The sequence below is a fragment of the Kitasatospora aureofaciens genome (assembly GCF_019192735.1).
Classification (GTDB): Bacteria; Actinomycetota; Actinomycetes; order Streptomycetales; family Streptomycetaceae; genus Kitasatospora; species Kitasatospora aureofaciens_A.
On sequence record NZ_JAHTKP010000010.1, the window covers coordinates 158,979 to 179,275 of the forward strand.

The window sequence follows — 20,297 nt, forward strand, 5'->3', positions numbered from 1 at the left end:
CGTGCGGGCTACGAAGCCTTGCGGGGGGCCGCAGCCTTGCGGGTCGTGGTCTTCTTCGCCGTCGCGGTCTTCGAAGCAGGGGCAGGCGCGGCCTTCTTCGCCGCGGCAGCCCGCTTGCGCGGCGCGGGCTTCTCGTCGGACGCCTCCGGCTCGGAGGCGCTCCCCCGCCCGCTCTTCGCCTGCTTGAGGCTGCTGCGCAGCGCCTCCATCAGGTCGATCACGTTGTCGGGCGCCTCGCCCGGCTCCTCCTCGTGCGGGAGCTCGACGCCCTCCAGCCGGGCGGTGATCACCTGCTGCAGGGCCTGCTGGTAGTCGTCGTGGAGCTGGGAGAGGTCGAAGTCCTCGGAGAGCGTGTCCATCAGCGACCGCGCCATCTTCAGCTCCTGCGGCCGGACGGTGACGTTCTCCTCCGGTGCGATGCCGGCCGCCGGGCGGACCTCGTCGGGCCAGATGCAGGTCTGGAGCACCAGCGTGCCCTCGTGCACCCGCAGCACCGCGGGCGACTCCCGGGTGCGCAGCGCGATCTTGGTGACGGCGATCCGGCCGGAGCCGGTGAGCGCGTCGCGCAGCAGAGCGTACGGTTTGGCGGCCGCCGTGTCGGCGACGCCCACGTAGTAGGCCTTGGAGAACATCAGCGGGTCGATCTCGCCGGCGTCGACGAAGGCCAGCACGTCGATGATCTTCTTGCTGGGCAGCGGGAGGTCGGCGAGGTCCTCGTCGGTGAGCGTGACGGTCCGGCCGTCGGGCGACTCGTAGCCCTTGGCGATCTCCGCGTACGGGACCTCTTTCTCCTCCTGCTCGCAGTACCGCTTCATCCGCACCCGCCCGCCGTCCTTCGCGTGCACCTGGTGCAGCGGGACGTCGTGCTCCTGCGTGGCGGAGTACAGGTGAACGGGGATGCTGACCAGCCCGAAGCTGATCGTCCCCTTCCAGGTGGTCTGCATGGGAGGCGTCCCTTCCGGAGACTTTCACTCTGCCCGGATTTGCCCGGTTCGGCCACACCGAACGGACAATGGGCCCGAGGAGGCCCAGGGAGGCCCGAGGAGGTGGGCGCGGATGGCCGGCAACGGGCGGGAGCGCAGCGCGCCGCCGCCGGAACGGACGACGTACCGGGTGGTGTACGCCGTACGCGGGGAGGCCGGGGTCCGGCGGGCGGAGGTCACGGTGGTGCCCGGGCACTCGCAGGAGAGCGACATCCCGCGGATCCTGGCCGCCCGCCTCGCCGGGCAGGCGGCAACCGGACACGAGATCGTCGTCCTGGAGCTGAACGAGGCGTGAACCCGTCCCGGAAACGCTCTGAACAACCTGGCGATGAGTCAGATTTGAGCTTTTCGCCGGACTTTTATACCCCCTCTGACCTGGGCTTTTGCGTCCGCTGAGCGGACGGATCCGGCGACCTTGTTCCGATACTCGTGCGTAGTAGTTAGGTTGCACCGCAATGCGCGGGTCCGTCCCCCACCCTCCGGCGCGACGAGCCGAGGGAATCGCCGCGCGAGGAAGGCACAGGGCACCCTTGATGAGTGCGGACACCACCAAGCCGGCGGTAGCTCCCGAGATCCCCCACCAGTCCGGCGCGCCCGGACACGGGCCCGGGCACGGCGGCGACGGCCACCTGAAGGCCGGGCTCAAGAACCGCCACCTGTCGATGATCGCGATCGGCGGCGTGATCGGCGCCGGCCTGTTCGTCGGCTCCGGCGCGGGCATCGCCGCGACCGGCCCCGGCATCCTGCTCTCGTACGCGCTGGCCGGCCTGCTGGTCGTGCTGGTGATGCGGATGCTCGGCGAGATGGCCGCGGCCGACCCGCAGAGCGGCTCGTTCTCGGCGTACGCGGACCGCGCGCTCGGCCGGTGGGCCGGGTTCAGCATCGGCTGGCTGTACTGGTTCTTCTGGGTCGTGGTACTCGCGGTCGAGGCCACCGCCGGCGCGAAGATCCTCAACCACTGGATGCCCGGCGTGCCGCAGTGGGCGTTCGCGCTCATCGTGATGGCGGTGCTCACTGCCACCAACCTGACCTCGGTCTCGTCCTACGGCGAGTTCGAGTTCTGGTTCGCCGGGATCAAGGTCGTCGCGATCGCCGCGTTCCTGGTGATCGGCATCCTCGCCGTGTTCGGCCTGCTGCCCGGCACGCACGCGGTCGGCACCACCAACCTCACCGGCCACGGCGGCTTCCTGCCGCACGGCGTCGGAGCGGTGTTCACCGGCATGCTCACCGTCGTGTTCGCATTCATGGGCAGCGAGATCGTCACGCTCGCCGCCGGCGAGTCCGAGGACCCGGAGAAGGCGGTCACCAAGGCCACCAACAGCGTGATCTGGCGCATCGGCGTCTTCTACCTGGGCTCGATCCTGCTCGTCGTGACCCTGCTGCCGTGGGACTCGGCCGAGGTCAAGGCCAGCCCGTACGTGGCCGTACTGAACCACGTGGGCATCCCGCACGCGGGCCAGGTGATGGATGTGATCGTGCTGACGGCAGTCCTGTCCTGCCTCAACTCCGGGATGTACACGGCCTCCCGGATGGCCTTCTCGCTCGGGCAGCGCGGCGACGCACCCAAGGCCTTCGCGAGCGTCACCAAGCGCGGCGTGCCGCGGGTCGCGATCCTGGCGTCGGTGGTGTTCGGGTTCATCGCCGTCTTCTTCAACTACGCCTACCCCGACACGGTGTTCGCGTTCCTGCTCAACTCCTCCGGCGCGGTCGCGCTCTTCGTCTGGCTGGTGATCTGCGGCACCCAGCTGCGGATGCGCAAGATCATCGAGCGGGAGATGCCCGAGCGGCTGACCGTCCGGATGTGGCTGTACCCGTACCTGACCTGGACCGCGATCGGCATGATCGGGTTCGTGATGGCGTACATGTTCACCGACGCCGACGGACGCAAGCAGATGTACCTGTCGCTGGTCGCCGCGGCGATCGTGCTCGCGGCCTCGGCCGTGGTGGGCCGACGGCGGCGGGCCGCGGTGGCGGCGGAGTCCTGACCCGTCCGCGCCGCGCCACAGTGCCGGGCCCGGGAGCCGTTGCGGAGGCTCCCGGGCCCGGTGCCGTTCCCGTTCGGCACCGCCGGTTGCCCGCCACTGTTTGACGCAGGCCTGTCAATGGGGATACCTCCGCGTAACGCTCCCCCTTCCCGACGAGCGCACCCCCACCGCCCCGGGAGGCCCCGTGCCGATCCTCCCTGCCCCCACGTCCGCCCGGCTCCGCTTCGGCCACCGGCTACGGGACTGGCGCGAGGCCCGCGGCCTCAGCCAGGCCGAACTCGGCCGCCGGCTCGGCTACGACGACTCGCTGATCAGCCGGGTCGAGAACGCCCGCCGCTGGCCGCCACCCGGACTGCCTGCCCGGGCCGACGAACTCCTGTGCACCGGAGGTGAGTTGACGGCCCTCTGGCAACCGGTGCGGCAGGAGCGCGAACACCTCGACGCACTCGGGCCGTCGGTTGCCTCCGCCACCACCCCCGATGCCGCCACCCTCGACGTACTGAGCCACCTGCTCACCGTCTACCGCACCGCCACCACCCACATCGGCGGCGAGGAACTGACCGCCGTCCTCGAACACCACGCCCGCACCCTGGCCGACTGGCAGTCCCGGGCACCGCGCGGAACGGCCGCCCGGATCCGCACCCTCGCCGCCCGGTACGCCGAACTCGCCGGCTGGGCCCACTTCGACGGCGACCGTCCCACCCGCGCCCTCGCCTGGTACGACTGCGGGCTCACCTGGGCCCGCGCGGCCGACGACCGGGCCGCCGTCGCCGACCTGCTCGCCCGCCAGAGCTCGGTGCACTGGTGGCGCGGCGACGCCCCGACCGCCCTCGCCCTCGCCGAGGCCGCCCGGGCCGCTGCGGGGCCTGCGCCCGGCGTCGAGGCGTGGGCCGCGATCGCGGAGGCCCACGCCCACGCCTCGTCCGGCGCGGCGTATCCGGCCTCGCAATCCCTCTCCGACGCCGAACGCCTGGCCGAGGCTGCGCTCCGCGCGGGCGAGCCCAGCCCGTGGCTCGCGCGCGCCCACCTGGTCCTCACCGTCGCCCACGGCACCTGCCATCGCGACCTCGCCCGCCACACCGGCGCCCGCACCCACGCCCGGGCGGCCGTCGCCCACCTGACCACCGCGCTCACCCAGCTCCCCCCGTCCACCCACCCCCACGACCACGCCCTCATCAGCGCCCGCCTGGCCGCCACCCACGCCCACACCGGCCACCCCGAGGCCGCCGCCACCCTCCTGGCCCACCTCCCGCCCACCCCCACCGGCCGTACAGCCCGGGAGCAGCAGCAGGCGCGGGAGCGGCTGGCCCACTGCCCGGCGGGAGGCTGAGCGCCCGGGTACGGCGGACCGCACCCGGGAGCCCGGCCCGGCCGCGCCGGCTCAGTTCACGCAGCCCGCCACCGCGCCGACCGGCCGGCAGTTGTTCGGGGTGTTCCCGCTGACGTTGCTGTAGAGGAGCGACACGTGGCCACCCGAGACGTAGACGCCACCGCCGTTGGTGCCCGCGGTGTTCCCGGTGACCTGGCTGCCGACGATGTTCGTCGTACCGGCCGCGTTGAGCACGCCACCGCCCTGGTCGGACGCCGTGTTTCCCCGCACGGTGGAGTAGGCGACGTTCAGCTGCCCGGCGTTCGCGAGACCGCCGCCCTTGGTGGCGGTGTTGCTGTTGATCGTGGCGCCGTCCAGTTCGACCGTGGAGCCGGCGTCGTTGTAGATGCCTCCGCCCACGGCCGCGTGGTTGCCCGAGACGGTCGCCCCGGCCACGGTGAGCGAACCGTGGTTGTAGGCGGCACCGCCGATGTCGCCCGAACTGCCCGGGTGGCCACCGGTCAGGTTCACCTGGTCCAGGGTGAGCTTGCCGCCCGGCGCCACGAAGAACAACCGGAAGTCGGGCGTCCCCGGGGCGCCCGACCGCGCGATGGTGGCGCCGTTGGAAGCGATCCGGATGGCTCCGGTGATCGCGGGCAGCCCGTTGTTCCCGTTGTCGACGTCGACCACCGTGTACGTGCAGCCCGACTGCAGCGCGATGTCACCGCTGCCGGCCGCGTTGAAGGCGTTGATCGCGTTCCGCAGGCCGGTGACGTCCCCGCAGGAGACGAAGGTCGAGGCGGCGTGGGCCTGGACGGCGGGGACGAGGGCGAGGCCCGTGCCGAGAGCGAGGGAGCCGGCGAGACCGCCCAGGCGCAGGGTCGCTTTCATGAAGGATCTCCTTGTGGCGAGCGTGACAGCTGAGAGTGGTCGCGCCGCGGACCAGCAGGCCACAGGGTGACCGTTCGGCTACGGACCGCATTCGACGCGCGCCATCCCAGACAACCCCCCCAGCGCCCGCCACACGAAGTGCGCCGAGCGGCACGCACGTCGAAGGCCCGGCCACCGCCGGTGCGGTGGCCGGGCCGTTCGTGGGTACGCGGTACGCGGTCAGAGGGTGGCCGCAGCCGCCGCGATGTCGGCGGCGTAGGTGCTCACCTTGGTGTAGACGCCGGGGTAGCCGGGGCGGGCGCAGCCGTTGCCCCAGCTGACGATGCCGACCTGGATCCAGCGGCCGGCCGCGTCCTGGCGGAACATCGGGCCGCCGGAGTCGCCCTGGCAGGTGTCGACGCCGCCCTGGTCGACGTAGCCCGCGCACAGCGAGGCCGACGTGACCAGGCCCGGGTAGGCGTTGGCGCAGGTGGCGTCGTCGACGTACGGCACGGTGGCCTTGAGGAGGTACTGCTGCTGGTCGCCGCCCTCGGTCGCGGCGCCCCAGCCGGCGATGGTGAACGTGCCGTTGTCGTAGGCGGTCGAGGTGGTGATCGGCAGGGTCGCGACCAGATCGCTGCTCACCGGCGACGCCAGCTTGATCAGCGCCCAGTCGTTGCCGTTCTCCGCGCCGCTGAAGGCAGGCGACTGGTACACGTACGTGGACTGCGCCGTGATCGCGCTCGCGCTGTTGAGGTCGACGACGCCCAGCGTCGCCGTGATGGAGGTGTCGGCGCCGGTGCCGGAGACGCAGTGGGCGGCCGTGAGCACGATCTGCGGGGTGTAGAGCGCGCCGCCGCACCCCATCGAGAGCCGCACCATGAACGGGAACTCGCCCTGCGCCGCCTGCGTACCACCCACCACCGTCGGCGACGGCACGGGAGCAGCGGCAGCCGGCAGGACCAGCGCGCCTGCACCGAAGACGAGGCCGGCCAACAACGCCATGAATCTTCCGAATTGACGCTTCATCGTTCCTCCTGGACAGATCGGGAGGAACGAGCGTGGCGCGCCCGCACAGCACCGCAGGAGGGGTCGGGCCCTGCCAACCGCATCTGGCAGGAACACGGCAATGAGGGGTTCCGTCCGACGAGGCCCTGAGGTGATCGACCGCGCGAGATCTTGCGGCGGGGATGAAGTGCCTGATCGAGGGCCAGAAGTGGGTGGGCCGGCGGGGCGCGCTTGCCGTGATCGTCTTCGGCGGCGGCCCGCCGATCTCGCCGTCGGAGCTGCCGGAGCTGGCGGCGCCGCCCGCCCTCTTCATGGAGCAGCCGCGCCCCGCACCCGGAAACCCCCACGCGTTCCCCCTGAGCCCGCAATCGACCCATCACGCTGCGTCGAACTCCGGCCGCCAAACATGTGAGGCCGCCCACACGGGGTTCCGCACCTACGACCCTTCATAGTGGACGGTCGACCCACCTCGCCCCCTCGGCCACCCGCACCGGGCCCGCCCCCTCCCCCGCACCGCCCGAACCCGCCCGAAGAACGCAGGCCACCACCCCGTTCCCCTGTCGATCAACTGAGACCGCGACCCTTCGGCCCGCAATAGCGCAAATCGGTCAAATCACGCAAAACGCCCGGACCCACCCCGCCGAACCCGCCCCAAACCCACTACTCGCCGTAGTAGCAGACGCCTTTGCCACCCGTCCGCGGCCCTGCCAAGAATGGCCCGTCGCCAGGCAGCGCCGACGGCCCGTCCGCCGCGCAGCCCACCCGCCCCGCCGGTTCCGCCGGGGCGCCACGACCGTCCCGGACGGCCGTGTGATGCCGCCCCGACGGAAAAGGATCGTCCGCTCCATGCCGCTCAGCCATGCCCGCCGCAACTCCCTGATCACCGGTGTCACGACGCTCGTCGTGGCGAGCGCCGCCACCGCCGCCCTCGCGATCCCGCAGAGCGGCAGCACCGCCGTGGCCGCGGTCCCCGTGGCCGCCGTGTCGGTGGACGGCAAGCCGGTCACCGCCCAGGGCCAGGCCGACAGCGCTGCCGCCGCCCAGGCGGCCGAGGCTCAGGCCGCTCAGGCGCAGGCCGCCCAGGCCCAGGCGGACGCCGCCGCTGCCGCCCAGGCGCAGGCCCAGGCCGAGGCGAAGGCCCAGGCGGACGCCAAGGCCCAGGCCGACGCGCAGGCCGCCGCCTCCCGCTCCCAGCAGCGCCAGGACCTCAACACCGCCCCGGTCCTCTCCGGCAGCCCGCAGCAGATCGCCGCCCAGGTCGTCCCGGCCGGCCAGCTGCAGTGCTTCAGCAACATCGTGTTCCGCGAGAGCAGCTGGAACCCGCTCGCCGTCAACGCCTCCTCCGGCGCCTACGGCCTGGTCCAGGCCCTGCCCGGCTCCAAGATGGCCTCCGCCGGCTCCGACTGGCGCACCAACCCGGCCACCCAGATCAAGTGGGGCCTCGACTACATGAACTCCCGCTACGGCAGCCCCTGCGCCGCCTGGTCCTTCTGGCAGGCCCACCACTGGTACTAAGCCGACCCCTTACCAAGCCGACCGGTCGGCCGGTACTGAACCCCCCGGGCCCGCGACGCACAGCGCGTCGCGGGCCCGCGCCGTTCGGATACGGCCAGGTTTCTGGCGTGGACGCGTCCGGCAGGCGGCGTGAAGATATGGCGTACGGTCGTACGATTTGCCAGGGATTGAACGGAATTACGCGCCGTCAGGGCTTTGCCACGGTTCGCGCGCCCTTTTACGCTCCGGCGTCATGCCCTCACCCCTGATCAGTGTCGTGCTCCCCGCTTACGACCAGCAGAAACAGCTGGCGGACTGTCTGGACTCGCTGCTCGGCCAGTCCTTCCGGGACGTCGAGGTGATCGTGGTCGCCGACCGCTCCCCCGAGACCCCGCAGGACCTGGTGGACGCGTTCGCGGCGCGCCACCCGCAGGTGTCGGTGCTGCACCTGGACGCGGCGGTCGGGGTCGGGGTGGCCCGGAACGCGGGGGCGGCGCGGGCGACCGGCGAGTACCTGCTGTTCCTGGACGCCGACCACGTGCTGCCGCCGGACGGGCTCCAGGCGCTCGTCGATCGGCTCGGCGAGACCGGGCCGGTGGACGTGCTGCAGTTCGGGCACACCCGGCGGCACAACGGCCGCGACTGGCCCGGCGGGGCCGAGAAGCAGCTGGACGGGGCCGGACCCGAGGTGGCCGGGCCGTTCGACCGGCCGGAGCTGCTGGGCGCGCCGCCGCTGATCTGGGACCGCCTGGTGCGCCGCGGCCACTGGGAGGAGCTGAAGCTCGCCTTCCCCGACGGCCGGTACGAGGAGATCCCGGCCGTGCACGCGGCGATGCTCGGCGCCCAGCGGGTGGCCGTCCTGCCGCGCGAGTGCGTGCAGCTGCGGCGCCGGGAGACGGTGCACCCGACCGGCTCGCCGGGCAGCAGCGTGTTCGACATATTCGAGCAGTACGAGCGCAGCTTCGCGCTGCTGGAGGACCAGCCGCACCTGTACGCCGTCCGCGACGCACTGTTCGTCCGGATGATCCGGCACTACCTGTTCGTCTTCGACCTCGCCGGGTGCGTGACGCGCGCCGAGCGGCCGCAGTTCTTCCACCGGGCCGCCGAGCACCACCGCCGCTTCCAGCCGCCGGGCCACCGGAAGCCGGGCGGCCGCGAGGGGGTCAAGTTCTCACTGCTGGCCGGCGGCGCGTACCCGGCGTTCGAGGTGGCCAAGCTGTCCCACATCGCCCGCGGCACGCTCACCGGCGCCAACCGGCGGACGGGCTGATCCTCGCGGAGCGGGCCGGACACCACCCCGTCGGCGGAACCCCCGGAGTGGCCGACTCCCGGACGGTCCGTCGAGCTGCCATGATCGGCCGGACCCGTCGCCGCACTGCCCCGGAGGTCCCCGGTGAGCCGTCCGTCCGCCGTCCCCGGGGCCGAGCTGGCCCGCGAGCTGGCCGCCGACCTGCGCGGCGAGGTCCGCTTCGGCACCGCCGAGCGCACCGTCTACGGCCATGACGCGTCCAACTACCGCCACCTGCCGCTCGGCGTGGTCAAGCCCGCCGACCTGGACGACGTCCGCACCGCGCTCGCGCTGTGCCGGCAGTACCGGGTGCCGGTGGTGCCGCGCGGAGCGGGCACGAGCATCGGCGGGCAGGCGATCGGTCCTGGCGCGGTCGTGCTGGACTTCCGGCGGCACCTGGGCGAGGTACTGGACGTCGACCCGGAGGCCCGCACCGCCCGGGTCGAGCCCGGCGTCGTCCTGGACGACCTCCAGCGCGCCGCCCGGCCGTACGGACTGCGGTTCGGGCCGGACCCGTCCACGCACAGCCGCTGCACGATCGGCGGCATGATCGGCAACGACTCCTGCGGCGCGCGCTCGCTCGCCTGGGGGCGCACCTCGGACAACGTGGAGCGGCTGGAGCTGCTGCTCGCGGACGGCACCGAGCTGACGGTCGGCGGCCGGCTCACCCCCGAGGAGCGCGCCGCGCTGCGCACCCTGCCCGGACGGGCGGGCCAACTCCACGGACAGCTCCAGGAGTTCACCGACCACCACCTCGCCACCATCCGCCAGGGCATGCCCGACCTGCCGCGCCGCACCTCCGGCTACCCGCTGGACGCGCTGCTGCCCGAGCGCGGCCACGACCTGGCCCGCGCCCTCACCGGCACCGAGGGCACCTGCGCGCTGCTGCTCGGCGCCACCGTCCGGCTGGTCGAGGAGCCGCCCGCACGCGCCCTGGTGGTGGCCGGCTACCCGGACGAGGGCGCCGCCGCCGACGCCGTGCCCGCCCTGCTGCCGCTGCGCCCGCTGACCGCCGAGGGCATGGCCGCCGACCTGATCGAGGCCCTGCTCGCCGCCGGCCCCCGCCCGCCCGCACTGGACCGGCTGCCCGCCGGCGCCTGCTGGCTGTTCCTGGAGACCGCCGGCGCCACCCCCACCGAGGCCTACCAGGCCGCCCGCCGCCTCGCCGACGCGGTGCGCCGCGAGCGCTCGGCCGCCGTCGCCCTCGTCACCGACCCCGCCGAGCAGCGGCAGCTGTGGGCCGTCCGGGAGGCGGGCGCCGGGATCGTCACCCGGCTGCCCGGGGGCGGCCAGGCCTGGCCGGGCTGGGAGGACTCCGCCGTCCCGCCCGAGCGGCTCGGCGACTACCTGCGGGACCTGCGCGCCCTGCTGCGCCGGCACAGCCTGCGCGGCGTGCCGTACGGGCACTTCGGCGAGGGCTGCGTGCACCTGCGGATCGACTTCCCGCTGGACGAGCCCCAAGGGGTGCTGGTCTTCCGGGAGTTCCTGGAGCAGGCGGCCGATCTGGCGGTCTCGTACGGCGGTTCGCTCTCCGGCGAGCACGGCGACGGGCAGGCCCGCGCGGAGCTGCTGCCACGCATGTACGCACCCGAAGTCATCGCCCTGTTCGGCGAGTTCAAGCGGATCTGGGACCCGGAGAACCTGCTCAACCCGGGCGCCCTGGTCGACCCGCGCCCGCTCGACGCCGACCTGCGCTTCGTCACCGCCCCGCGCCGCACCCTGCCGCTCGCCCTCCCGTACGAGCAGGACGGCGGCAGCCTCGTGCAGGCGGTGCACCGCTGCGTCGGCGTCGCCAAATGCGTGGACCCCACCACCGGGGTGATGTGCCCGAGCTACATGGCCACGAGCGAGGAGCGGCACTCCACCCGCGGCCGGGCCCGGCTGCTCGCCGAGATGCTGCGCGGCGAAGCGATCCCGGACGGCTGGCGCTCGGAGGAGGTCCGGGAGGCGCTGGACCTCTGCCTGAGCTGCAAGGGCTGCGCGAGTGACTGCCCGGTCCATGTCGACATGGCGACTTACAAGGCGGAGTTCCTGTACCAGCACTACCGGCACCGCCCGCGCCCGCTCTCCCACTACTCGATGGGCTGGCTGCCGCTCTGGCTGCGCGCCGCCGCCCTCGCGCCCGCCACCGCCAACACGATCGCCCGCTCGCCGGCCGCCGGGCTGCTGAAGCGGCTCGCCGGGATCGACCGGCGCCGCGTGCTGCCCGTCCTCCCACCGGAGACCTTCACCCGCTGGTACCGCCGGCACCGCGCCGCACACCCGGCCCCGGCGGGCGCGCAGCCCGTCCTGCTCTGGCCGGACACCTTCTCCGACCACCTCCAGCCGAACGTGCTGCGCTCCGCCGTCGAGGTGCTGGAGCACCTCGGCTTCGACGTCCGCCTGCCGTCCGGCCCGGTCTGCTGCGGCCTCACCTGGTACTCCACCGGCCAGCTCGACACCGCCCGCCGGGTGCTGCGGCGCAGCCTGCGCGTCCTCGCCACTGACGATCTCCCTGCCGACACCCCCGTGATCGGCATGGACCCCAGCTGCACCGCCACCCTGCGCGAGGACGTCCCCCGCCTCCTCGGCCCGGACGGCCGCCCGCTCGCCGGCCGAACCCGTACCTTCGCCGAGTTCCTCGACGAGCACGCCCCCGACGCCCCGCTCCCCCGCATCCCCCGGGACGCCGTCACCCAGACCCACTGCCACCAGCACGCCGTCCTCGGCACCGCGGCCGACCGCCGGGTGGAGGCCCGACTCGGCCTGCACAACCGGGTCCTGGACTCCGGCTGCTGCGGCCTGGCCGGCAACTTCGGCTTCGAGCAAGGCCACTTCGAGGTCTCCGAGGCCATCGCCGAACGCGTCCTGCTCCCGGAGCTACGGGCGGCCGCCCCCGACACGGTGGTCCTGGCCGACGGCTTCAGCTGCCGCACCCAGATCACCCAACTCGCCGAGCGAAGAAACGCGTTGCACCTCGCGGAGCTGATCGCTCAAGCCCTGCGCGACGGATTCGAGTCCCGCCGCTCGGGCGCGAACGGCGCGCCGGAGGACAGCACGCGGTAGCCGACGGACAGGGCCTCGCCGCGCGCCCGTCGGCCGACCGCTGACGCAGCGGCTCCGCCCGCGCCACAGTGGCGGGATGACCTCCCTCACCACCGCCGAGGCGGACAAGAGGCGAAAGGAACCGGCCGCGCACGCCACCACGGTGTACGCGCTGGGTCAGGACTCTTCCGTCACGACTCTTCCGTCACGCCTCCGCCTTCGGGGCCTCCTCCGCGCAGACCGCCGACACGAACTCCGCCACCCGGGCCTGCGGCAGCCCGCGCGCGATGTCCGCCTCGCTGATCATCCCGACCACCTTGTGCTCGGGGTGGTTGATCACCGGCAGCCGGCGCACCCGGTACTGCTCCATCACCCGCAGCACCTGCTCGGTGTCCTCGTCCGCCTCCACCGTCATCGGCCGGCCCTGGGCCAGCTCGCCCGCCGTCACCTGGGCCGGGTCCCGGCCCTCGGCGATGCACTTGAGCACGATGTCGCGGTCGGTCACGATGCCCAGCAGCTTGTCGTTCTCACCGCAGATGGGCAGCGCGCCGACGTCCCGGTCCCGCATGATCCGGGCGGCGGCGGCGAGCGTCTCCTGCTCGCGGATGCACTCCGCGCCCTGGTGCATGATGTCACTGGCTCTGGTCATGATCCGCCTCCTGACGTGCCTGCCGCCCCCGTTGTCCATCGTCGTCCGAGCGCGGAACGGCCGCCACCGGGCGGCCCTCACGCCGCCTTGCCGTGCTCCGCGCGATCGTCCGGCACATCCTCCGTCTCCAGCGGCGAATGCTCCAACAGCTCCTCCAGCGGCGGCAGTTCGGGCGTCTCCGCCTCCTCCACGACCGGCGCCTCCGCCGTATCGGCGACGACCTTCGCGGCGGACCGCAACTGCGCGTCCGTCGCCGCGTCCAGGAAGCGCAGCAGCTCCACCGGGAACGGCAGCACGAGCGTCGAGTTCTTCTCCGCCGCCACCTCCACCACGGTCTGCAGCAGCCGCAGTTGGAGCGCCGCCGGGGTCGCGCTCATCACCGCGGCCGCCTCCGACAACCGCGCCGACGCCTGGTACTCGCCGTCCGCCGTGATGATCCGCGCCCGGCGCTCCCGCTCGGCCTCCGCCTGCCGAGCGATCGAGCGCTTCATCGACTCCGGCAGGGCGACGTCCTTGATCTCCACCCGGTCGATCTGGATGCCCCAGCCCAGCGCCGGACTGTCGATCATCAGTTCCAGGCCCTGGTTGATCGGCTCGCGGTTGGCCAGCAGGTCGTCCAGCTCGCTCTTGCCGATGATCGACCGCAGGGAGGTCTGCGCGACCTGGGAGATCGCGAAGTGGTAGTCCTGCACGTTGACCGTCGCCCGCACCGGGTCCTCCACCCGGAAGTACACCACCGCGTCCACCCGGACGGTCACGTTGTCCCGGGTGATGCCCTCCTGCGCCGGGATCGGCATCGTCACGATCTGCACGTTCACCTTGCGCAGCCTGTCCGCGATCGGCACCAGCGCGACCAGCCCGGGCTCGCGCACCTGCTCCCGCACCCGGCCGAAACGGAACACCACGCCCTTCTGGAACTGCTGGACCACCCGGACGCTCATGCTCGCCCAGAGCGCCCCCAGACCCACCAGCCCCCCGATCGCCCCCAGCACCGCATCGACGATCATCGCGGCCTCCTCGCGCGCCAGCCAGGCCCGGCCGTCGCCGACCCGGGCCGACCGGGGGCCGCCGGAGCAGCTGATTCCACGCTACGCCTGCGCAGACGCCGCCGGAACGCGCTCGTGGGTGCCCTGAACGTGCTCCTCGCGCCCCCTAGGATCATCGCCATGCCGCTGTCCCCCGCCGACGACCCCGGCCACCCCCGCCACCCCGCCGAGGCCGCCGCCCGCGCCACCGGACTGGCCGCCCTGGACCGCGTCGTCACCGGCTGCCGCGCCTGCCCGCGCCTCGTCGACTGGCGCGAGGAGACCGCCCGCACCAAGCGCCGCGCCTACCAGAACTGGGACTACTGGGCCCGCCCGATCCCCGGCTTCGGCCCGCCCGACGCCCCCCTCGTCCTCGTCGGCCTCGCCCCCGCCGCCCACGGCGCCAACCGCACCGGCCGGATCTTCACCGGCGACCCGTCGGGGGACCTGCTGTACGCGGCGCTGTACGAGCTGGGGCTCGCCAACCGCCCCGAGTCCGTCCGGTACGGGGACGGGCTGGAGCTGTACGGCGTCCGCATCACCGACCCGGTCCGCTGCGCCCCGCCCGACAACAAGCCGACGACGGCCGAACGCGACACCTGCCGGCCGTGGATCACCCGCGAACTGGAACTGCTCCGCCCCACCGTCCGCACCGTCGTGGCCCTCGGCGGCTTCGCCTGGCAGGCCCTCCTCCCGGCCGTGGCGGCCGCCGACTGGCAGGTCCCGCGCCCCCGGCCCGCCTTCGGCCACGCGGCTCACGTCACGCTCCCCGCCACGGACGGCGGCGCGCCACTCCAGCTGTACGGCTGCTACCACGTGAGCCCCCGCAACACCAACACCGGCCGCCTCACCACGGAGATGCTCCGCGCCCTCCTGCGCACCGCCGCCACCTCGGCCGGCCTCACCCCGGCCCCGGAGAACCCGGTCACCGGGCCCAACGGCTGACAGCGGCCTCCCGACGCGCCTTACGCGAAGCGCGCCAGGCCCCGCCCCGCCGCGCGCTCCCAGACCTCCGGCAACCGCTCGCGCGCCGCCTCCGCGTCGGCCAGCTGCCGGCCGTACAGCACCCCGTAGCCGAACGGCTCTCCACTCCCGTCCGCCTGGGCGGCCAGGGCTGCGGCGGCCACCACGGCGTCCTGGTGTTCGCCGAGGACCTCCTGCACGGCCTTCATCCGCTCCGCGTACTTCTCCGCCGCCGCGCCGACGGCCGGGGTCGCGGTCTCCCCGGCGTAGCGGGCGCGTTTGGCGGCCTTCCGGGCATCGTGCAGGGCGCTGTCGCGGTCCGACGCCTCCGCGGCCATCGCCGCCCGCACCCGCTGGCCCGTCCTCCGCTGCTCGCGGGCGGCGACGCGGGCCAGCTCGGGGACGGCACGACGGCCGGCCCGGCCGCGCAGGGGCGGGTCGGCGAGGAGGGTGGCAAGGGCGTCGGCGAGGGCGCGGCGGCGAGGGCTGTCGAGGGCGGCCACCACCTCGGGCCAGACCTCCCGGTACTCGGCGCCGCCCCACCGCTCCAGCTCCGCCGCGACCCGCTCCGGCCCGCATTCGGCGGGCAGCTCCCGCGCCCGCGCCGCCAGCCGTTCGGCGAGCACCTCCCGGTCCCGCGCGCGACCCAGTGCGGCGGCCAGCCATCGCAGCTCGGCGACCAGCTCATCGGTGGCCCCCGCCACGAACAGCCGCCGGTACGTCTGCAAGGCGCTCCGCAGCCGCCGGCAGGCGACCCGCATGCGGTGGACCGCGTCGGGTTCGTCCGCCCGGACGGCGTCGTCGAGCCCCGCAAGCACCATCACCTGTGCCTCGATGCGGGCGAGCAGGACCTGCCCCACCGTGGTCTCGGGCCGGGCCATGAGCGTTCACCCCCTCGTCGGAGTCACCGGAAACGGGGTCGCCGGAAACGGGGTCGCCGGAAACGGGGTCGCCGGAACGCCTTCCAGGCTAGTCCGCCCACCCCTGTTGTCCACCGCGCGTCATGGCCGTCAGGCCGCTGACGACCGGTCACCCGGATGAACGAACGGCCACCGCCGGGCAAGCGGGCGAAGCAGTCCCCGACGCGACCTCGTGCCGGGGGTAAGGCTCGTGGCATACTCCGGGACGTGACGACCTCCTCCCACGCGACCAGGGCCCTGCGGGCCGCGGTGTTCACCGCGCTCGCCGTGCCGCTGTCCGCGCTGGGCCAGGTGGTGATCACGGGTCGCCCGCTGCCGCTCTCGCTGGTGGTCGCCGCGACCGCCGTCGTCTTCCTGGTGTCGGCCGCGCTGGCCGGCGGGGAGCGGCGGCTGCTGCACATCACCGGCGTGATGGTGCCGGTGGAGCTGCTGCTCAACACGACGTTCAACCTGGGCCAGACGGGCTGTGGCCCGATCCTGACCGAGCATGTGCAGGCGCGCGGCATGAACCTGCTGGTGTGCGGCGGCGGTTCGGTGGACGGGTCGCTGCTGTCCGGTCCGCTGGGGCACGACGGGCCGGTCGCGCCGGTCGCCACCCAGCTGCTGGTCCTGCTGGTGCATCTGCTGATCGCGCTGGCCGCCTCCGCCTGGCTGCGGCTGGGCGACTCTGCTCTCTCCGGACTGGCCCACGCGCTGCGCGTGCTGCGCCAGTCGGTGGCGGCGCCGCTGCGCGCGCTGCTTCTGCTGCTGATCCCGGCTCCGGTGCGTCCGGTGCTGCGGGTGCCGCTTCCGGTGTCGGACCGGGAGCGTCCGCGCCGCGAGGACGTGGTCCTCAGCCCGGCGCCCCGGCGCGGTCCGCCGGTCTTCGCGCCTGCCTGCTGATCCTCGGCCGTTCGGCCGCCCGCAGGCACGGCGCACAACTCCCGCGTTCACCGACCCCGCCCCTCGGCATGCCTCCCGGCACGCCCGTGCGGGCATCCCGCGCGCACCCGCGCGCCGCGTACAGGAGTTGACTCCCCATGGCTCAGGCCAACAGCAAGCAGCAGTCCCAGCGCGTCAGCGCCCGCGACCGGATCCAGGAGGCGCAGCGCCGCGAGCAGGCGGCCGCCAAGCGCCGTCAGCGGATCGTCATCACCGTCTCGGCCGTCGCCGTGCTCGCCCTGGCCGGCGGAACGGCGCTGGCGATCAACTCGGCGGGCAAGGACGACAAGAAGTCCTCCGCCGAGGCGGCCGCGCCGACCGCGCTGGTCGTGCCGGCGAACACCTCCGGCCAGGACGGCACGGTGATCACGTACGGCAAGGCCGACGCCCCGCACACCATGGAGGTGTACGAGGACTTCCGCTGCCCGGTGTGCAAGCACTTCGAGGCGGCCAACGGCGAGACCGTCAAGAAGCTCACCGAGGACGGCCAGATCAAGGTGCAGTTCCACCTGGCCGCCTTCCTGGACAAGGCGCTCGGCGGCAAGGGCTCGCACACCGCGCTGGCCGCCGCCGGCGCCGCGCTGAACGAGGGCGTGGACAAGTTCAAGCAGTTCCACGACGTGCTCTACGCCAACCAGCCCGACGAGAAGAACGACGGCTTCGGTGACGTCAACCGCATCCTGGAGCTGGCCGACCAGGTGCCGGGGCTGAAGACGGACGCCTTCGTCAAGGCGGTCACCGACAAGACGTACGCGCCGTGGGCGGCGAAGGTCGCGGACGCGTTCAACGACAGCGGGGTGGAGGGCACCCCGACGGTCAAGGTGGACGGCAAGCCGGTCACGCTGTTCAGCGGCCGCAACACGGTGACGCCGGAGCAGTTCACCGCGCAGGTGAAGCAGGCCACCGGCCTGTAGTGAGCACCACCGGCCCGGCCGAACTCCCGGCCGGGCCGGCCCCTCCCAGCCATCGGAGCGTGCTGTCATGACCGCCTCGACCTCCGTGCACCTCTCCAGTCCCGCCTCCGGCACCGCCCCGGACCCCGCCCCGGTCGGCGCGGGCCGGGCGTTCTCGCTGCTGCTGTTCCTCGGCGGGCTGATCGGGCTGGCGGCCTCGGCCGTCCTGACCTTCGACAAGCTCCGCATCCTGGAGAACCCGTCCTACGTCCCCAGTTGCAACATCAACCCGGTGATCAGCTGCGGCTCGGTGATGCGCACCGAGCAGGCGGGGGTGTTCGGCTTCCCGAACCCGCTGATCGGGCTGGCGGCCTTCGGCGCGCTGGCGGCGATCGGCGCGGGGCTGCTGGCCGGTGCCGCGTACCGCCGCTGGTTCTGGCTGGGCCTGCACGCGGGCACCCTGCTGGGCCTGGTGTTCGTGCACTGGCTGATCGACCAGGCGCTGTACGCGATCGGCGCGCTGTGCCCGTACTGCATCGTGGTGTGGGTGACGGTGGTGGTGCTGTTCTGGTACACGACGCTGCACAACCTGCGCTCGGGCGTGATCCCGGTGGGCCCGCGGCTGCGGCCGGTGGTACGGGAGGCGGCGCGCTACCACTGGGCGCTGCCGGCGCTGTGGGCGGCGGTGATCGCGCTGATGATCCTCAACCGGTTCTGGTACTACTGGAGCACGCTGATCTGACGATGCGTCAGCCGAGGTACCCCGTCGAGTGCAGCAGCCCGGTGGTTCCGGTCCACTCTGCCGCAATTTCCCACCCTGGCACGGTGGTTCGTGCCACATCCACCCGATCGGGTGCCCCCGGGCCGCTCAGCCGAAGACGGCGGTCCGGAAGGCGTTGCGCAGGTCGGTGAGCGGCTGGATCTCGCGGTCGTAGTGGACCTTGTTGGTGAGCAGCAGCGCCCAGCGGCCGAGCCGGCGGGAGATCCAGATGCCGGTGCCGGTGAACCCGTAGTGGACGAAGGTGCCGTCGGCCGGGTCGGTGCCGGGCGCGCACAGCCAGGAGAGGCCGCGGGCGGGGGTGAGTCCGCCGGTCTGCTCGCGCAGCGATTCGGCGATCCAGGGCTCGCCCCAGGACAGCCCGGGCGGCTGGTCGAGCAGGGCGGTGAGGAAGCGGGCGAGGTCGCGGGCGGTGGAGAACGCGCCCGCGTTGCCCGAGATGCCGCCGAGCAGCCGGGCGGAGGGGTCGTGGACGACTCCGCGCAGGTGGGCGCCGGCGGCCTCGTCGTACTCGGTGGGCGCGGTGTGGGCGGCGTCGCCGGGGCCGAGCGGCCCGTACCGGGTGTCGGCCATGCCGAGGGGCCGCCAGATCCAGCGCGCGGCGAGTTCGTCGAGCGGGGCGCCGCCGAGGTGTTCGACGAGGTGGCCGAGCAGCACGGCAGCGCGGTCGGTGTACTCGACGGCCGTGCCGGGGGTGCGGTGCAGCGGGGCGGCGATGACCCCGGCCCGGATCGCGGCGAGGCCGCGGCCGTAGAGTTGTTCGAAGTTGGTCCGCGGGAGCAGTCCGGCGGTGTGGGTGAGGAGTTGACGGACCGTCACTTCGCCGGACGGCTTCCCGGCGGCGGCCGGCCAGTAGCTTCCCAGCGGTTCGTCGAGCGGGAGCCGCCCGGACTGCCACAGCACGCCGGCGCACGGCCAGAGCGCGACGATCTTGGTGAGGCTGGCGAGGTCGTACCGGGTGTCCGGCCCGGGCGACAGCCGCGCGTACGGGCCCTGCCCGAGCACCCCGTGGCTGCCCTGCCCGATGATGCCCTCGACGCCGCCGACGGCCCAAACAGCGCCCGCGCCGACGCGGCGCACGCCGTCGCGGACCAGCCGGTCCAGCTCCCCGCCGGGTGCGGCCAGGGCCGGGAGTTGGTCGGATGCGGGCGGTTCGTGGTTCATCCGTCCCCCTGGGCGTTCCCCCGAACTCGTCTGCCGGGAGCCTACCCGCCGGACGGGCCGTCAGACGGAAGCGGCGGTGAACCCCTTGCCGAGGCAGATGCACTCCGGGTGGTCGCGGTAGATGCCGAACTTCTGTATCGCCGTGTACCCCTCGGACCCGTAGAGCGCGACCGCCTCGGGCTGTTCGGTGCCGGTCTCCAGGATGAAGCGGGTGCGCCCGGCCTCGGCCGCGGTCTGCTCCAGGCGGCGCAGCACCCCCCGGGCGAGGCCGCGGCCGCGGGCGGCGGGGACGACGAACATCCGCTTCAGCTCGGCGTCGCCGTCGCGCAGCCCGTACGGACCGGCCTGCTTGGCCCGCCAGCCACCGCAGGCGACCGGCCGGCCGTCCAGGTAGGCGATCAGGAACAGCCCGGCCGGCGCCTCGAAGTCGGCGGAGTGCAGCACGGTGTCGTCCGGCTCGCCGTAGCGGCGGACGTACTCCTGCTGCACCTCGGCCGACAGGGCCTGGGCGTCGGGGTGGCCGTAGCCGGTGACGCGGAATTCGACGGTGCCGGTGTCCCGGGCTGCGCTGCTCTCCATGGTTGAAAAGCCTACGACCTCGGTTCAGCGGCCCTCGAACCGGGCGACCAGGTCCTCCTTGCCGAACATCCGGGCGGTGTCGACGGCGGACGGCGTGCCGGCCTGCGGGTCGGCGCCGCCGACCAGCAGCGCGGCGAGCACGTCCTCGGCGCCCTTGAAGACGGCGCCGGCGAGCGGGGTCTGGCCTCGGTCGTTGGCGCGGTTCGGGTCGGCGCCGCGCTCGATCAGCGCGGTGACGGTGGCGGCGTGGCCGTGGTAGGCGGCGAGCATGACCAGGGTGTCGCCGCGGTCGTTGGTGAGGTCCGCGGGCGCACCCGCGTCGACGTAGGCGGCCAGGGTGGCGGTGTCCCCGGCCCGGGCCGCGTCGAAGAGCTTCCCGGCCAGCGCGATCACCTCGGCGTCGGGGGCGTCGGCGGGCTGCTGGCTGGCGGCGTCGGTCATGTC

At 73.5% G+C, this 20,297-nt stretch carries 19 protein-coding genes; 10 read left to right on the plus strand and 9 right to left on the minus strand.

What is annotated here, in order from left to right; genetic code table 11:
- Positions 1–8: 8 nt before the first annotated feature.
- Positions 9–944 (minus strand): non-homologous end joining protein Ku, encoded by a 936-nt coding sequence (gene ku, locus KV557_RS13475; protein ID WP_218200122.1) that lies wholly within the window; start codon positions 942–944, stop codon positions 9–11.
- 112 nt (positions 945–1,056) lie between these two features.
- On the opposite strand from ku, the gene KV557_RS13480 reads away from it, so the two are divergent.
- The 3 genes from KV557_RS13480 to KV557_RS13490 all read left to right on the plus strand — a co-directional run bounded on the left by KV557_RS13480 (position 1,057) and on the right by KV557_RS13490 (position 4,298).
- Positions 1,057–1,278, plus strand: coding sequence for a hypothetical protein (locus tag KV557_RS13480; RefSeq protein WP_218200123.1), 222 nt, complete (start codon positions 1,057–1,059; stop codon positions 1,276–1,278).
- 238 nt (positions 1,279–1,516) lie between these two features.
- Positions 1,517–2,968, plus strand: a complete 1,452-nt coding sequence (locus tag KV557_RS13485; RefSeq protein WP_218200124.1) for an amino acid permease — start codon at positions 1,517–1,519, stop codon at positions 2,966–2,968.
- 184 nt (positions 2,969–3,152) lie between these two features.
- The gene (locus tag KV557_RS13490; protein ID WP_218200125.1) at positions 3,153–4,298 is read left to right on the plus strand and encodes a helix-turn-helix domain-containing protein; all 1,146 of its coding nucleotides are present in this window, start codon (positions 3,153–3,155) and stop codon (positions 4,296–4,298) included.
- A 51-nt stretch (positions 4,299–4,349) separates the two neighbouring features.
- Here the strand turns inward: KV557_RS13490 and KV557_RS13495 are convergent, their stop codons facing one another.
- Together KV557_RS13495 and KV557_RS13500 are read right to left on the minus strand one after the other, a co-directional pair.
- The gene (locus KV557_RS13495) at positions 4,350–5,168 is read right to left on the minus strand and encodes a hypothetical protein (protein WP_218200126.1); all 819 of its coding nucleotides are present in this window, start codon (positions 5,166–5,168) and stop codon (positions 4,350–4,352) included.
- A 219-nt stretch (positions 5,169–5,387) separates the two neighbouring features.
- Positions 5,388–6,176: a serine protease gene (locus tag KV557_RS13500; protein WP_218200127.1), complete on the minus strand. Its 789-nt coding sequence runs from the start codon at positions 6,174–6,176 to the stop codon at positions 5,388–5,390.
- Between the two features lie 825 nt (positions 6,177–7,001).
- Between KV557_RS13500 and KV557_RS13505 the strand changes: the two genes are divergently transcribed.
- The 3 genes from KV557_RS13505 (at position 7,002) to KV557_RS13515 (ending at position 11,982) form a co-directional block, all read left to right on the plus strand.
- Positions 7,002–7,670, plus strand: coding sequence for a transglycosylase SLT domain-containing protein (locus KV557_RS13505; protein ID WP_218200128.1), 669 nt, complete (start codon positions 7,002–7,004; stop codon positions 7,668–7,670).
- 232 nt (positions 7,671–7,902) lie between these two features.
- Positions 7,903–8,919 carry a glycosyltransferase family 2 protein gene (locus KV557_RS13510; RefSeq protein ID WP_218200129.1) on the plus strand — a complete coding sequence of 339 codons (1,017 nt, stop codon included), beginning with the start codon at positions 7,903–7,905 and terminating at the stop codon, positions 8,917–8,919.
- Between the two features lie 123 nt (positions 8,920–9,042).
- Positions 9,043–11,982 (plus strand): FAD-binding and (Fe-S)-binding domain-containing protein, encoded by a 2,940-nt coding sequence (locus KV557_RS13515; RefSeq protein WP_218200130.1) that lies wholly within the window; start codon positions 9,043–9,045, stop codon positions 11,980–11,982.
- Positions 11,983–12,166: 184 nt separating this feature from the next.
- On the opposite strand, the gene KV557_RS13520 is transcribed toward KV557_RS13515, so the two are convergent.
- Together KV557_RS13520 and KV557_RS13525 are read right to left on the minus strand one after the other, a co-directional pair.
- The gene (locus KV557_RS13520) at positions 12,167–12,610 is read right to left on the minus strand and encodes a CBS domain-containing protein (protein WP_218200131.1); all 444 of its coding nucleotides are present in this window, start codon (positions 12,608–12,610) and stop codon (positions 12,167–12,169) included.
- A 77-nt stretch (positions 12,611–12,687) separates the two neighbouring features.
- Positions 12,688–13,614 (minus strand): SPFH domain-containing protein, encoded by a 927-nt coding sequence (locus KV557_RS13525; protein ID WP_374106624.1) that lies wholly within the window; start codon positions 13,612–13,614, stop codon positions 12,688–12,690.
- Positions 13,615–13,776: 162 nt separating this feature from the next.
- On the opposite strand from KV557_RS13525, the gene KV557_RS13530 reads away from it, so the two are divergent.
- Positions 13,777–14,580 (plus strand): uracil-DNA glycosylase, encoded by an 804-nt coding sequence (locus KV557_RS13530; RefSeq protein ID WP_218200133.1) that lies wholly within the window; start codon positions 13,777–13,779, stop codon positions 14,578–14,580.
- 20 nt (positions 14,581–14,600) lie between these two features.
- Here KV557_RS13530 and KV557_RS13535 read toward each other — a convergent pair whose 3' ends face one another.
- Positions 14,601–15,479 carry a CHAD domain-containing protein gene (locus KV557_RS13535; protein WP_218200134.1) on the minus strand — a complete coding sequence of 293 codons (879 nt, stop codon included), beginning with the start codon at positions 15,477–15,479 and terminating at the stop codon, positions 14,601–14,603.
- A gap of 246 nt (positions 15,480–15,725) precedes the next feature.
- Between KV557_RS13535 and KV557_RS13540 the strand changes: the two genes are divergently transcribed.
- The 3 genes from KV557_RS13540 to KV557_RS13550 all read left to right on the plus strand — a co-directional run bounded on the left by KV557_RS13540 (position 15,726) and on the right by KV557_RS13550 (position 18,074).
- Positions 15,726–16,400: a hypothetical protein gene (locus KV557_RS13540; RefSeq protein ID WP_218200135.1), complete on the plus strand. Its 675-nt coding sequence runs from the start codon at positions 15,726–15,728 to the stop codon at positions 16,398–16,400.
- 137 nt (positions 16,401–16,537) lie between these two features.
- Positions 16,538–17,353: a DsbA family protein gene (locus KV557_RS13545; RefSeq protein ID WP_218200136.1), complete on the plus strand. Its 816-nt coding sequence runs from the start codon at positions 16,538–16,540 to the stop codon at positions 17,351–17,353.
- 67 nt (positions 17,354–17,420) lie between these two features.
- Positions 17,421–18,074: a vitamin K epoxide reductase family protein gene (locus tag KV557_RS13550; protein ID WP_218200137.1), complete on the plus strand. Its 654-nt coding sequence runs from the start codon at positions 17,421–17,423 to the stop codon at positions 18,072–18,074.
- Positions 18,075–18,200: 126 nt separating this feature from the next.
- Here the strand turns inward: KV557_RS13550 and KV557_RS13555 are convergent, their stop codons facing one another.
- Genes KV557_RS13555 through KV557_RS13565 form a run of 3 tightly spaced genes read right to left on the minus strand, consistent with a single transcriptional unit; the run spans position 18,201 to position 20,294 of the window.
- On the minus strand, positions 18,201–19,274 hold the full coding sequence (locus KV557_RS13555; protein ID WP_218200138.1) for a serine hydrolase domain-containing protein: 1,074 nt from the start codon (positions 19,272–19,274) through the stop codon (positions 18,201–18,203).
- A 60-nt stretch (positions 19,275–19,334) separates the two neighbouring features.
- Positions 19,335–19,853, minus strand: coding sequence for a GNAT family N-acetyltransferase (locus KV557_RS13560; RefSeq protein WP_218200139.1), 519 nt, complete (start codon positions 19,851–19,853; stop codon positions 19,335–19,337).
- A 24-nt stretch (positions 19,854–19,877) separates the two neighbouring features.
- Positions 19,878–20,294 (minus strand): ankyrin repeat domain-containing protein, encoded by a 417-nt coding sequence (locus tag KV557_RS13565; RefSeq protein WP_218200140.1) that lies wholly within the window; start codon positions 20,292–20,294, stop codon positions 19,878–19,880.
- Positions 20,295–20,297 lie beyond the last annotated feature (3 nt).

Bases quoted from the DNA above. Each gene is read 5' to 3' on its own strand.
- ku (WP_218200122.1), bottom strand. From the start codon at position 944: ATGCAGACCACCTGGAAGGGGACGATCAGCTTCGGGCTGGTCAGCATC.
- KV557_RS13480 (WP_218200123.1), top strand. From the start codon at position 1,057: ATGGCCGGCAACGGGCGGGAGCGCAGCGCGCCGCCGCCGGAACGGACG.
- KV557_RS13485 (WP_218200124.1), top strand. From the start codon at position 1,517: ATGAGTGCGGACACCACCAAGCCGGCGGTAGCTCCCGAGATCCCCCAC.
- KV557_RS13495 (WP_218200126.1), bottom strand. From the start codon at position 5,168: ATGAAAGCGACCCTGCGCCTGGGCGGTCTCGCCGGCTCCCTCGCTCTC.
- KV557_RS13500 (WP_218200127.1), bottom strand. From the start codon at position 6,176: ATGAAGCGTCAATTCGGAAGATTCATGGCGTTGTTGGCCGGCCTCGTC.
- KV557_RS13505 (WP_218200128.1), top strand. From the start codon at position 7,002: ATGCCGCTCAGCCATGCCCGCCGCAACTCCCTGATCACCGGTGTCACG.
- KV557_RS13510 (WP_218200129.1), top strand. From the start codon at position 7,903: ATGCCCTCACCCCTGATCAGTGTCGTGCTCCCCGCTTACGACCAGCAG.
- KV557_RS13520 (WP_218200131.1), bottom strand. From the start codon at position 12,610: ATGACCAGAGCCAGTGACATCATGCACCAGGGCGCGGAGTGCATCCGC.
- KV557_RS13530 (WP_218200133.1), top strand. From the start codon at position 13,777: ATGCCGCTGTCCCCCGCCGACGACCCCGGCCACCCCCGCCACCCCGCC.
- KV557_RS13535 (WP_218200134.1), bottom strand. From the start codon at position 15,479: ATGGCCCGGCCCGAGACCACGGTGGGGCAGGTCCTGCTCGCCCGCATC.
- KV557_RS13545 (WP_218200136.1), top strand. From the start codon at position 16,538: ATGGCTCAGGCCAACAGCAAGCAGCAGTCCCAGCGCGTCAGCGCCCGC.
- KV557_RS13550 (WP_218200137.1), top strand. From the start codon at position 17,421: ATGACCGCCTCGACCTCCGTGCACCTCTCCAGTCCCGCCTCCGGCACC.
- KV557_RS13555 (WP_218200138.1), bottom strand. From the start codon at position 19,274: ATGAACCACGAACCGCCCGCATCCGACCAACTCCCGGCCCTGGCCGCA.
- KV557_RS13560 (WP_218200139.1), bottom strand. From the start codon at position 19,853: ATGGAGAGCAGCGCAGCCCGGGACACCGGCACCGTCGAATTCCGCGTC.
- KV557_RS13565 (WP_218200140.1), bottom strand. From the start codon at position 20,294: ATGACCGACGCCGCCAGCCAGCAGCCCGCCGACGCCCCCGACGCCGAG.